This window comes from Flagellimonas sp. 2504JD1-5, assembly GCF_053618295.1.
Genome location: NZ_JBSIOU010000001.1, coordinates 1435600 through 1448506, shown reverse-complemented (window position 1 = coordinate 1448506; position 12907 = coordinate 1435600). Strand labels below are relative to the sequence as shown.

The 12907-nt window shown below is 40.6% G+C and carries 11 protein-coding genes; 5 read left to right on the top strand and 6 right to left on the bottom strand.

The window, feature by feature from the left end; genetic code table 11:
• Window positions 1–211: 211 nt before the first annotated feature.
• The 4 genes from ACULLG_RS06450 to ACULLG_RS06435 form a co-directional block, all read right to left on the bottom strand.
• Window positions 212–508 (bottom strand): thioredoxin family protein, encoded by a 297-nt coding sequence (locus ACULLG_RS06450; RefSeq protein WP_136467482.1) that lies wholly within the window; start codon window positions 506–508, stop codon window positions 212–214.
• A gap of 148 nt (window positions 509–656) precedes the next feature.
• On the bottom strand, window positions 657–1883 hold the full coding sequence (locus ACULLG_RS06445) for a hypothetical protein (RefSeq protein ID WP_452125951.1): 1227 nt from the start codon (window positions 1881–1883) through the stop codon (window positions 657–659).
• Between the two features lie 145 nt (window positions 1884–2028).
• Window positions 2029–3264 carry a metallophosphoesterase gene (locus ACULLG_RS06440; protein ID WP_452125950.1) on the bottom strand — a complete coding sequence of 412 codons (1236 nt, stop codon included), beginning with the start codon at window positions 3262–3264 and terminating at the stop codon, window positions 2029–2031.
• A gap of 54 nt (window positions 3265–3318) precedes the next feature.
• The gene (locus ACULLG_RS06435; RefSeq protein WP_452125949.1) at window positions 3319–4041 is read right to left on the bottom strand and encodes a copper homeostasis protein CutC; all 723 of its coding nucleotides are present in this window, start codon (window positions 4039–4041) and stop codon (window positions 3319–3321) included.
• Window positions 4042–4081: 40 nt separating this feature from the next.
• Here ACULLG_RS06435 and ACULLG_RS06430 point away from each other — a divergent pair, with 40 nt between their 5' ends.
• A complete protein-coding gene (locus tag ACULLG_RS06430; protein WP_452125948.1) occupies window positions 4082–5080 on the top strand; it encodes an isoaspartyl peptidase/L-asparaginase family protein in 999 nt (332 codons plus the stop codon).
• Window positions 5081–5244: 164 nt separating this feature from the next.
• Window positions 5245–8079, top strand: a complete 2835-nt coding sequence (gene polA, locus ACULLG_RS06425; protein ID WP_452125947.1) for a DNA polymerase I — start codon at window positions 5245–5247, stop codon at window positions 8077–8079.
• An 85-nt stretch (window positions 8080–8164) separates the two neighbouring features.
• On the opposite strand, the gene ACULLG_RS06420 is transcribed toward polA, so the two are convergent.
• Window positions 8165–8332 (bottom strand): hypothetical protein, encoded by a 168-nt coding sequence (locus ACULLG_RS06420; RefSeq protein WP_452125946.1) that lies wholly within the window; start codon window positions 8330–8332, stop codon window positions 8165–8167.
• A gap of 154 nt (window positions 8333–8486) precedes the next feature.
• Complete coding sequence (locus tag ACULLG_RS06415) at window positions 8487–8936, bottom strand: MarR family winged helix-turn-helix transcriptional regulator (RefSeq protein ID WP_452125945.1); 450 nt, start codon at window positions 8934–8936, stop codon at window positions 8487–8489.
• Window positions 8937–9138: 202 nt separating this feature from the next.
• Here ACULLG_RS06415 and hppD point away from each other — a divergent pair, with 202 nt between their 5' ends.
• The 3 genes from hppD (at window position 9139) to fahA (ending at window position 12821) form a co-directional block, all read left to right on the top strand.
• The gene (hppD, locus tag ACULLG_RS06410) at window positions 9139–10272 is read left to right on the top strand and encodes a 4-hydroxyphenylpyruvate dioxygenase (protein ID WP_452125944.1); all 1134 of its coding nucleotides are present in this window, start codon (window positions 9139–9141) and stop codon (window positions 10270–10272) included.
• A gap of 78 nt (window positions 10273–10350) precedes the next feature.
• On the top strand, window positions 10351–11508 hold the full coding sequence (locus tag ACULLG_RS06405) for a homogentisate 1,2-dioxygenase (protein ID WP_452125943.1): 1158 nt from the start codon (window positions 10351–10353) through the stop codon (window positions 11506–11508).
• Window positions 11509–11600: 92 nt separating this feature from the next.
• On the top strand, window positions 11601–12821 hold the full coding sequence (fahA, locus tag ACULLG_RS06400; RefSeq protein ID WP_452125942.1) for a fumarylacetoacetase: 1221 nt from the start codon (window positions 11601–11603) through the stop codon (window positions 12819–12821).
• The last annotated feature ends 86 nt before the right edge of the window (window positions 12822–12907 follow it).

The following is a 12907-nucleotide window of genomic DNA, read 5'->3' as shown; positions in this document are numbered from 1 at the left end:
ATAATCTCTTCTAAAGTATGGCTCCCGTCAAACTGAACTTGTTTCAGTTTCACATAAACGTTGGTTTTTCGGCCATTGAGATTCTGAAATATGCTTTGACTTCGCTCAGCATCCATTCAGAATGACATATTTGCTACTTTTTAGAAAGCCTTATCCACTTCAGTGGACGGAAAGGATTTTAAAGTTCTTGAAACAAGTGTCAGGCTACACTCTAAATATATTCATTGAGGATACCAATAAGTGTATTGGCATCTTGCTCTCCGCTTTGTCGCCAGACCATCTCCCCTTTTTTATAAATCATCAAGGTAGGTAACCCTTTGATTCGGAGTGCTTGGGAAAGCTCTTTGTTTTTGTCAACATCGATTTTAATCACTTTTCCCTTGTCCCCAAGTGCCGCTGCAACATCGCGCAACACAGGGTGCATGGAAGTGGATTGATCGTTCCATTCTGCATAAAAGTCCAGCAACACTGGCACTTTTACATCAATAAGTTCACCAAATTTAGACATGTATACTTACTCGGTTTACCAACCAAAAGTAAGAAAATTTGTTAAAATTTTATCGATGTCCTATTTTCTAAGGAAAGTAAGGGCGTTAAATTTAGGTTAAACCCACTTATTGGCATCTAATATAGATGCCTTTGAATCAACTTGGTAATTACTTTATATCTCTTAGAACCACCTGTAAAGGAGTAAATTCCAGTATTACCGTTTTATATATCTCCAAATCAAAATTAAGAAACACAACGCCCCCTGTTCCATCTTTTCTATCATTGTATCCAATTGCCAATGATGAACTTTCTATATCCACATCAAATTCTCCAAATGAAACCAACTCACCGGTTGTTTCGAAAATTTTATTTTCCAGACGCAATAGAAAATCTACACCGCCAATAATTTCATCCAATTCCAAATCGTAGATTGCGGGAGCAAATATGTGACTAGCAGGTTGTGCCAACTCAACCTTAGTAACCATTTTATTGCCCAAAAATGTCGTAGTGAACAATTGCCCTTGAGCGTGACTCGTATAAAAACGGAAGTTCTTAGAATTCATCCTTTCAGAAAAAACATCGTTGGCGATATCATATATCTCATAAGTAAAATCTCTATGAAAGACATAGAATTTGTTTTCTTCCAGGGTGGAAGAAAATATTTCAGTACTCTCGTATTCCAAACTTTTTACTATTTCACCGGAGGTTAAATCAATCAAGACAAAAAAACGTGTTTTAGGAAAATCATCTCCGTATAAGTAAGACAGAGCTAAAAACTCACCATTCAATGCATAATTAAATTGACTCTGAAGATTATCTGGCTCATGAAACAATACCGTTTTGCATTCACTTGAATTCACATCAAATATGTCTATATGATATTCATATGCATTAGGTAAAATCTTTCTATATACATAAAATAAAAAATCAGTATTTCCAGATGTCAATAATATTTCATTTACCACATCAGGCTCAGGTATAAATTCGCAAAAATCACTATTGGAATACACCAGATTTGTCTCCAAATCCTTCATAAAAACCCTTGATTTTTCAAAATACCAAGAGAAAAAGAAAATCGACTCATCTTGAATTGTGCTATTTTCTATTTGCAGGTTGTCAATACCTAATTCATTTGTCAAATTAAATTCTACTATTTCCTCTGTATCTGAATTGATATTGGCTTGATATACATTTCCATTGGACTTATAAATCGCAGAAACATCAAAAACCGGATCTTTGGGTTCTTCTTCCTCAGGTTCCGGATTATCAGGTGGTGCTGGTTCTTCTGAGGCAGGAGGATTCCCGCTTGTTGGTTCAGGTGGTGAATCACTTTCTGAACTACAGTTTATAAAAACAATTAAAAATGTAGATAACAATAATGTTTTGCATCGCATAATGGGAAATCAGGTTGATTTGATAATTAAGAGGTCCAAAAATAGGAAAGTTTGCCTCACTTCCTTTCTTTATTGCCTGTAGTTCATAAATTATCGCCAAACAGCAAAAAGAAAAATTACTACCCATGAAATTATGAGATATTGATTAGGCTAAGCCCTTCTTTTTAAGTGTAATCACCGTGATTTCTGGCCAAATACCCACACGTCCAGGATAGCCAATAAATCCAAACCCCCGGTTCACATTGATAAACTGACCGAGTTCTTCATATACTCCGGCCCAATACTTGTATCGCCACTTAACAGGACTCCATTTTACCCATCCAGGAATTTCGACTCCAAATTGCATTCCGTGGGTATGACCGCTAAGTGTTAATTGGAAATGATAGTCGTCTTGAATAACCACATCTTCCCAATGGGAAGGATCATGACTCATCAAAATTTTAAAGTCATCCTTGGATATTCCTGCCTTTGCTTTTTCAAGGTCACCGGCTTTTTTAAATCCACCTCTGCCCCAATTCTCAACACCCAATAACGCAATTCGTTGGCCGTCTTTTTCCAAGTAACGATGGGTATCCAACAATAAATCAAAACCCATTTCCTTTTGCATGTTCTTTAAATCGACCAAATTTTGGGCTTTGGCCTCATCAGATGGCCACGAAGTATAATCCCCATAATCATGATTTCCCAAAACGGAAAACTTGCCATCTTTGGCCTCCAAAGTAGAAAACAAATCAGACCAAGGTTCCATCTCCGAAGATTTGTCGTTCACCATATCACCGGTAAAAAGAATAACATCGCTTTGCTGTTCATTGATTAAATCTATGCCATAGGCCACTTTTTTCCGATTGTCGAAACTACCGCTGTGCACATCGGAAATTTGCGTGATTTTATAGCCGTCAAAAGCATCTGGTAAATCGTCAAATTCCAGTTGATACTTTAGAACTTTATAGTTGTATTTGCCCTTGTACATACCATAGAGCAATGCTCCAAAAGGTAAAGCGGCTATTCCCAGGGCAATACCGCTTAAGAATTTCCTCCGGGAAGGGAAAAATTGAGTCTGTGCTTCGGAAAGTCCAGCAATCTTGTTGTACCCAAACACAAACAAGCGAACAATGTCTTCCAATAGTAAAAAGATACCAAACACCAATCCCAATAACAAAAAGGCAAAGAAAATACCACCTGCATTGGCTATCTGTCCGCGCACACCATCCCCAGGAGTATAATTGATTACCCTAATAATAAAGTTGGCCAAAGCTCCCAAAAACAAAATCCCATAAGCCAAATGCGTCCAGACATTTTTAAAAAGGGTTTTAAAGCCAAAAAAGCCATAAATGGCCGATACGATATAAATTATTGATATGATGGTCAAAAATCGAGTCATGCAAAATTTTTTGTAAAGATATTTCTTTAGTTCTGGAACTGAACTATTTAGCGATTATTTAACGCTACGTACAATTTGACGAACATTCTCCAACTTTGTTACAGCCACTTGATTTTCACTTAAATGGGATGTCGAATTCATTGGGATTTTGTCCGAAATATGCACTTCATTCCCAAATGATGTTCCTGAAAGATGAATGGCTTTCAATCCGGCTGCTTTAAATTTTTCGCAATTGGAAAGTCGTACTCCCCCACCTGCCATTACAACAATATTTTTTGAAACATCAAGCAAATCCCGAAGTAAGTCCAATCCTATTTCCGCCACGGGCTGTTGACCTGATGTCAAAATGCAATCAGCACCCAGCTGTTCCAGTTGGCGTAGGGCTTCTTTTGGATTTGGAACCCAATCAAATGCCCGATGAAAGGTGAATTTTAAGGGTTTTGACATCTCCATCAATTCCACTGTCCTATTTATGTCTAAACTACAATCATCCAACAACACCCCAGATACAATTCCATCAATCCCGATACGCTTGCAAAAATCAATATCTTTGAGCATAACCTCAAACTCCAAATCGGTATAAGTGAAATGACCACTACGTGGTCTGATCAGAACATGAACAGGTATATCCAATCGTTCTCGAACTATCTGAATCAGCCCATATGAAGGGGTAATCCCTCCTACCCCCAACTCACTACAAAGCTCAATACGGTCTGCTCCGGCCTCCTGGGCAACTAAGGCAGATTCCAACGAGTTGGCACAAACTTCTACAAGCATATTGCTATCTTTAGCAGGACTAAAAATAAACATCCAAATCATGCAAAGACGCAAATTTCTGAAAAAATCTGGGCTTAGCACGGCAGGACTCATGTCAGCTCCTGTTTTGGCTTCATGTAAGACCGAAAGCAAACCTGAAAACACTCCTACAATCACACAAACAACCAAACCGATTGCCATTTGTACCTGGAATTTTATGAATGCAACTGCCAAAGCTTGGGAAGTGCTCGATAAAGATGGAAGTGCTTTGGATGCTGTTGAACAAGGCGTTATGGTCGAAGAGGCCGATGTGACCAACGAAACTGTTGGCAAAGGTGGTCGTCCCGACCGTGATGGCAACGTGACCTTGGATGCCTGTATCATGGATAAAGAAGGGAATTGTGGTTCAGTGGTATACTTGCAAAATATTGAACATCCAGTTTCCGTGGCAAGAAAAGTGATGGAGGAGACACCTCATATCATCCTTGCGGGTAAGGGAGCTGAGCAATTTGCATATGAGCAAGGTTTTAAGAAAACAGATTTACTGACAGAAAGTACTCGAAAACAATACGAGGAATGGAAGAAAACCTCTAAATACGAAACCACCATTAATATAGAAAACCACGACACCATCGGAATGTTGGCCATCGACAAAAATGGAGATATTGCCGGAGCATGTACTACTAGCGGCATGGCTTACAAAGTCGCAGGACGTGTGGGTGATTCACCCATAATCGGAGCTGGGCTTTATGTAGATAACGAGGTTGGAGGAGCCACTGCGACCGGAGTAGGCGAAGAAGTTATTCGTACCGTAGGTAGTTTTTTGATTGTAGAATTGATGCGGCAAGGAAAAAGTCCCCAGGAAGCCTGTGAAGAAGGTGTAAAACGAATCATGAAAAAAAATGAAGGCCGTAAAGATTTCCAGATTGGATTTTTGGCCATTAACAAGCAAGGCGAAACCGGTGGCTATTGCGTACACCCTGGGTTCACTTATCGGGAATATTCGGAAAATGGACATGAGAATAAACAAGTGGAAAGTTTCTATCAGGATAAAGAATAAAGAGTCAAGAAGTCTTATATCTTAAGTCTCAAAGCGAAGCGGTCTTAATTCTAATTCCTTATCTCTTTTTTCTACTTTTCGAAAACACCCCTAAAGTCCCCTTAAGGGGACAATCCATTGAACCAAACTTTGTACTTTTAGCTTCATACTTCTAATTTTTGAACATGTCTGACCAAAAACGACTTTTTCTTCTTGATGCCTACGCTTTGATTTTCAGAGGATATTATGCCTTGATCAAGAATCCTCGAATCAATTCCAAAGGAATGGACACCTCAGCGATCATGGGATTCGTAAACTCCCTTTTTGACGTCATCAAACGTGAAAAACCGGATCATTTGGCGGTGTGTTTTGATAAAGGTGGGAGTGTGGAACGTACCGAGCTTTTTGAAGAATACAAAGCCAACCGTGATGAAACTCCAGATGCCATCAAAATTGCCGTACCCTACATCCAAGATATTTTAAAGGCCATGCAAATTCCGGTTGTGGAGCTGGCAGGGTATGAAGCAGACGACATTATAGGCACCTTGGCCAAGCAAGCTGAAAAAGAAGATTATAAAGTTTTTATGGTGACCCCCGATAAAGATTTTGGCCAATTGGTCTCCGAGAATATTTTTATGTACCGCCCTGCCAGAATGGGTAACGGTATCGAGATTTGGGGCATCCCTGAAGTACAAAAACGCTTTGGCGTGGAACGCCCTGAACAGGTAATTGATTATCTGGGGATGATGGGAGATGCAAGTGACAATATTCCCGGGCTTCCAGGAGTTGGCGATAAAACGGCCAAAAAATTCCTAGCCGATTTTGGAGATATGGAAGGGCTTTTGGCCAATACTGACCAGTTGAAGGGCAAGATGAAAGAGAAAGTGGAGCAAAACGCCGAGTTGGGTAGATTGTCAAGGAAATTGGCCGAAATTAAAATTGACTGCGATGTCACCTTCAAAGCGGACGACTATGAAATGTCCGAACCCGATGCTGCCAAAGTACAACAGATTTTTGAGGAGCTTGAATTTAGGCGTTTAAAGGAACAATTCATCAAAATCTTCTCAGAAGAGCCTACAGAATCAACGCCCAGTTCTGAAACTCCAAAAGCAGTTGAAAAACCACAAGCTGCTGGCAGTGGGCAATTCAGCCTATTTGGTGGAAGTCCGGCCGATGCTCCAGCCACCATTAAAGATGTCAATAGCAGAAATACCGTTTTAGATGTCTCTCATTTATACCAAAGCATTGTTTCTGGTTTAGGGTTGAAACTCTTTGTTGAAAAACTAATGAAACAGACTTCGGTTTGTTTCGATACTGAGACCACTTCCATAAATCCTTTGGAGGCAGAGTTAGTTGGCATCGCCTTTAGTTGGGAGGCAAAAAAAGGGTTTTACGTTCCTATCCCAGAAGAAAAAGAAGCAGTCAATGAAATTTTGGAACAGCTTCGTCCTTTCTTTGAATCAGAGGATATTGAAAAAATAGGTCAAAATTTGAAGTACGACATCAAGGTGATGAAAAATTACGGTATCGAGGTCAAAGGAAAACTCTTTGATACGATGCTGGCTCATTACCTCATCAATCCAGATATGCGCCACAATATGGATGTATTGGCCGAAACCTATTTGAACTATACCCCGGTTTCCATTACAGAACTCATTGGCAAAAAAGGAAAAAACCAACTGAGCATGCGCCAGGTTCCTTTGGAAAAACAAACGGAATATGCCTCCGAGGATGCCGACATCACCCTACAACTGGCACAACATTTTAGACCCGAGCTTGCCGAGGCGAAAACAGATGAGCTTTTTCAAAATATTGAAGTTCCCCTACTCCGCGTGCTCGCCGATATGGAAACCGAAGGCATTAATCTGGACAAAGACTTTTTAAACAATCTTTCCACCCAACTTGACGAGGATATCAAATCGTTGGAGCAAAAGATCTATGAGGCAGCTGGTCAGGAATTCAACATCGCTTCGCCGAAACAACTGGGAGAAATTTTATTTGACAAGCTAAAGCTTGTGGATAAACCTAAAAAAACCAAAACTGGCCAATATTCCACTGCGGAGGATGTACTTTCCTATTTGGCCAAAGACCATGAAATCATTCAAAATGTATTGGACTTCAGAGGGCTTAGCAAGCTAAAAAGCACTTATGTGGATGCGCTCCCAAATGAAGTGCAAGAACATAGCGGTAGAGTGCATACCGATTATATGCAAACCGTGGCAGCTACGGGTAGATTGAGCAGCAACAACCCAAATTTGCAGAACATTCCCATCCGTACGGAGCGTGGACGACAGGTACGCAAGGCCTTTATCCCGCGGGATGAGAATTATATCTTGCTAGCAGCGGATTATTCCCAAATTGAGCTTCGCATAATTGCTGCATTGAGTGAGGAGGATACCATGATTGAAGCCTTTAAAAATGGGGAGGATATTCACGCCTCTACAGCTTCCAAGGTTTTTAATGTTCCTATAGAACAAGTGACCCGGGAGCAAAGGGGAAATGCCAAGACCGTAAACTTCGGAATCATTTATGGGGTTTCAGCATTTGGACTGAGCAATCAAACCGATTTGAGTAGAAGTGAGGCCAAAGAACTCATTGAAACCTATTACAAAACCTACCCGAAATTGAGAAATTATATGGGAGAACAGGTCGATTTTGCCCGTGACAATGGTTATGTGCAAACAGTTTTGGGTCGAAGGCGATATTTAAAAGACATCAATGCAGGAAATCAAGTGGTGCGAGGTGCAGCTGAACGAAATGCGGTAAATGCACCTATTCAGGGAAGTGCGGCGGACATCATAAAAATAGCCATGATCAACATCCATAAAAAACTCACCGAAGGTGGATATAAGACCAAAATGCTGCTACAGGTACACGATGAATTGGTTTTTGATGCTTACAAACCTGAATTGGATGAAGTAAAAGCACTTATTAAATCTGAAATGGAGAATGCCTATACCCTTGCTGTTCCTTTAGATGTTGAAGTTGGAATTGGAGATAATTGGTTAGAGGCGCACTGATATGATATGTTTCATAAAAAAGTGGGTTCCTTAAATTGAAAAGGCACCGAATTCGGTGCCCTTCAACTATTGAACTTTGTTTTAGTTACCAGCCAAATGCCAGTTTTAATCTGGATTTTCTTTCTTTTTTAATCTTCTTCTTTACATCTCTTTCTCTTTCCCTAATACGGGCTTCCTTCTCAAAATGAGCAAACATCTCCATAGAAAAGGGATACGCCTGCCATAAAGTTGGATAATGAACTAACTTTTTCATAATGAAACATTTTTTAAGAATAAGCCGGCAAAATTCAAGTGAATTCTAAAGCAAGAAATGGTCTCTATTATCCAATATCTATGCTTTTTTACCCCCAATACGGGAATTTCTACTTAGCTAAGGCAAAATGCCATAGCCATATAGGTTGAATAAGTCAATCTTTATCAGTATAGTTCTCCCCTATTTGGTCCAACACCTTTAAAAAGATTTCAAATTCCTGGGTATCCAATCCTTCTATTGCTTGTTTGCGCAACTGGTTGGCATGGGGTTCAATTGAAGTAATCACCTCTCTTCCTTTAGCCGTCAATTCCAATTTAAAACGTTTCAAGTCCCCATCAAATCGGGTTTTGGTAATCCAGCCCTTTCGCTCCAGGCCCCCAATGACCCGGGATGTTGTGGCTCGGTTTCTAAAATTTGATTTAACGATATCGGACTGGGAAACATCTTCTCCCAATTGGTATATGCGATAAAGAATTACCCATTGTTCAATGGTGAGTTCAATCTCCAAATCCTTGAACCTTCTTAAATATGCATCCTGAACCTTCCTAAGCACCAAGTCCAGGTGCAGTCCAATTCCTGATATTTCATCAATTCTGTTGAGCATAAATTTTTATTCGTGTCATGCCGAGCCCGTCGAAGCATGGGTATCCAAAAATCACACTTCGACAAGCTCAGTGTGACAACGACAAACTTAAAAGAACAATTTTAACAATTATTTGCTCCAAACCTGTCAATTATCATTTCAAATTTACTATTTTTGTTGCATCAACAACAATATTTAACTTTACATTTAAAATATAGCACCTATGGAAACATCTACATTACCCAAATTGCATGATGCAGCCAAAGACTTTATGCCAATTAACGGCACCGATTATTTGGAACTCTATGTGAGCAATTCTAAACAGGCTGCGCATTTTTATAAAACTGCTTTCGGATTTCAATCCATGGCTTATGCTGGATTGGAAACCGGTTTAAAAGATAGGGAAAGCTATGTGGTAGTTCAAGACAAGATTCGCTTGGTTCTGACTTCTCCCCTAAAAAGCGGTACTGATATTGGCCGTCATATTGATCAACATGGTGATGGGGTAAAAGTAGTTGCCCTATGGGTAGACGATGCCACTTACGCCTATAATACCGCGATGGAAAAAGGGGCCAAATCATATATGGAGCCTCAAACTGAAGAAGATGAAACAGGAAAAGTAGTTCGCTCCGGAATCTACACCTACGGTGAAACCGTTCACATCTTTGTGGAGCGAAAAGATTACAATGGCATTTTCATGCCTGGATTCAAAAAATGGGAAACTCCCGATTACAACCCTGAGTCGGTTGGTCTAAAATATGTAGATCATATGGTGGGCAATGTCGGGTGGAACAAAATGAACCATTGGGTGGAGTTTTATGAAAACGTGATGGGCTTTGTGAATATCCTTTCCTTTGATGATGACGACATTTCAACAGAATATACCGCTTTAATGAGCAAGGTGATGAGTAATGGTAATGGGCGTATCAAATTTCCAATCAACGAACCGGCTGAAGGAAAGAAAAAATCCCAAGTGGAGGAATACTTGGATTTCTATGAAGGTGAAGGCGTGCAACATATTGCCGTGGCAACAGACGATATCATTTCTACGGTAAGACAATTGAAAAGCCGTGGAGTTGAATTCTTACGCGTTCCCGATACCTACTATGATGCCGTTACCGATCGTGTTGGAAAAATCGACGAAGACATTGCTCCTCTAAAGGAATTGGGCATATTGGTAGACCGGGACGATGAAGGGTATTTGCTTCAGATTTTCACCCGCCCAGTAGAGCCTAGACCAACAATGTTCTTTGAAATTATTCAAAGAAAGGGCGCACAATCGTTCGGAAAAGGTAACTTTAAGGCGCTGTTCGAAGCCATTGAGCGCGAACAAGAAGTTCGAGGCACATTACATTAACAAGTTCAGCGTTAGGAGTTCAGGGTTAAAAACCATAGTTGCCCTAAACTCCTAACCCTAAACTCTAAACTTTTAACAATGCCCATCTATCATAAACTCGGAAAAATTCCGCAGAAAAGGCATACCCAGTTTACCAAACCCGATGGAGGACTATACTATGAACAATTGTTCGGCACTATTGGATTTGATGGTATGTCCTCATTGCTTTACCAAAACCATAGACCAACACAGGTAAAGGAAATTGGCAAGGCCATTGACGCAAGACCCAAAATTGCGGTAGAGAAAAATATCACCTCTAGAAAACTGATTGGGTTTGATATAGCTCCAAAAGATGATTTTTTGGAAGCGAGGGAACCTCTTTTAGTGAATAGTGATGTTCATATTGGGTTGGCAGCTCCTAAAAAATCATTGACATCTTATTTTTATAAAAATGCCGATGCCGATGAAATGTTGTTCATCCACAAAGGCTCGGGTACCTTACGGACATTTGTAGGTAATATTCCTTTTGAATATGGCGATTATTTGATTATCCCTCGTGGCATGATCTATCAAATTGAATTTGACACTGAGGACAACCGAATCCTGTATTCAGAATCCTTCCGCCCTATATATACACCAAAAAGATACAGAAACTGGTTTGGACAACTGTTGGAGCACTCTCCATTCTGCGAGCGCGACTATAAGCTTCCGCAAGATTTGGAAACCTACGATGAAAAAGGTGACTTTTTAATCAAAGTGAAGAAACAAGGAATGCTACATAGCTTAGTCTACGCAACACATCCGTTTGACGTTGTGGGTTGGGATGGCTATAATTTCCCTTACGGATTTTCCATCCATAATTTTGAACCCATCACCGGTCGTGTGCACCAACCGCCACCTGTGCATCAGACTTTTGAGACGGATGCTTTTGTCATCTGCTCCTTCTGTCCAAGGTTGTACGATTATCATCCAAAGGCCATTCCTGCACCATACAATCATTCCAATATTGATTCAGATGAAGTCCTGTATTATGTGGATGGAGATTTTATGAGCAGAACCAATATCGACCAAGGTCATATTTCGCTGCACCCAGCTGGAATTCCACACGGACCCCACCCTGGCACTTACGAAGCCAGCATTGGCAAAAAAGAAACTTTGGAACTGGCAGTGATGATAGATACATTCAAACCACTGCAGGTAACTGAAAATGCCTTGAAGATTGATGATGGTAGTTACTACAAATCTTGGGTGGAATAAAATCGAAGCACAATGTCACCTCGAGCGCAGTCGAGAGGTCTTAAACAGTTCTGGACTGCGCTCGAACTGACAATCTCATATCTAGACAAATAATGATCATAAACATACCTGAAAATTCAGATTTTTCAATCCACAATATTCCCTTTGGGATTTTCTCCACATCCGACCGAAGCCCTAGAGCTGGAGTTGCCATTGGAGAACATATTTTAGATTTGGTCGCTGTGGCCGAATTGGATGTGTTCGATTTCAATACAGCTGTCCTTGAAAAAGAAGTCCTTAACGATTTCATTTCTTTGGGAAAGGAGATCACCAACAAGGTAAGAAAAGACATTCAGCATTGGCTTCAAGATAATGATTCAGTTTTGGCTGGAAAGCCAGAGCTTTTTGTCCTTCAGTCCGAAGCCAAAATGCATATGCCGGTTTATATTGGCGACTATACCGATTTTTACTCCAGTATAGAACATGCCACCAATGTCGGCAAGATGTTCCGTGACCCGGCCAATGCCCTCTTGCCCAACTGGAAACACATTCCGGTAGGGTATCACGGTAGGGCCAGTTCAATTATCGCCAGCGGAGAACCCATTCACAGACCAAAAGGACAAACCATTCCCAATAACTCAGATCAGCCTGTTTTTGGCCCTTCACAACGGTTGGATTTTGAGCTTGAAATGGGATTTATCACCGGAAAAAGCACCAATTTAGGCGAATCCATTTCCACCAATGAAGCGGAAGATTACATTTTCGGCATGGTATTGCTCAACGACTGGTCCGCACGAGACATCCAAAAATGGGAATATGTGCCCTTGGGACCATTCTTGGCCAAAAATTTTGCGTCACATATCTCTCCATGGATTGTAACCTTGGAAGCATTAGATCAATTCCGAGTTTCCGGTCCAGAACAAAATCCACAAGTGCTTCCTTATTTAGAATTTAATGGAGAAAAAAATTACGATATCAAGCTTGAGGTAGGTATAACTCCGGAAGGTAGTGAGGAAGCGGTGGTATGCCATTCCAATTTCAAATATATGTACTGGAACATGGCCCAGCAGTTGGCCCACCATAGTGTAAACGGTTGCAATATTAATATTGGTGATCTTTATGGTTCGGGAACCATTTCAGGCAAGGACGAAAATTCATACGGTTCTATGCTCGAATTAGCTTGGATGGGCACAAAGCCCCTTAAAATGAAAGATGGCTCGGAGCGTAAGTTTATTCAAGATGGAGATACTGTAATTATGAGAGGTTTTGCCGAAAAGGATGGAAAACGAGTTGGTTTTGGTGAAGTTGCCGCCAAGGTGCTTCCAGCAAAATAAATAGCTTCCTCCCCCGGGGAGAGGATTGAGGTGAGGGGTTACCCATTTCTCTCATTCTAACCTTCTTCCGTGGGGAGAAGGAATAA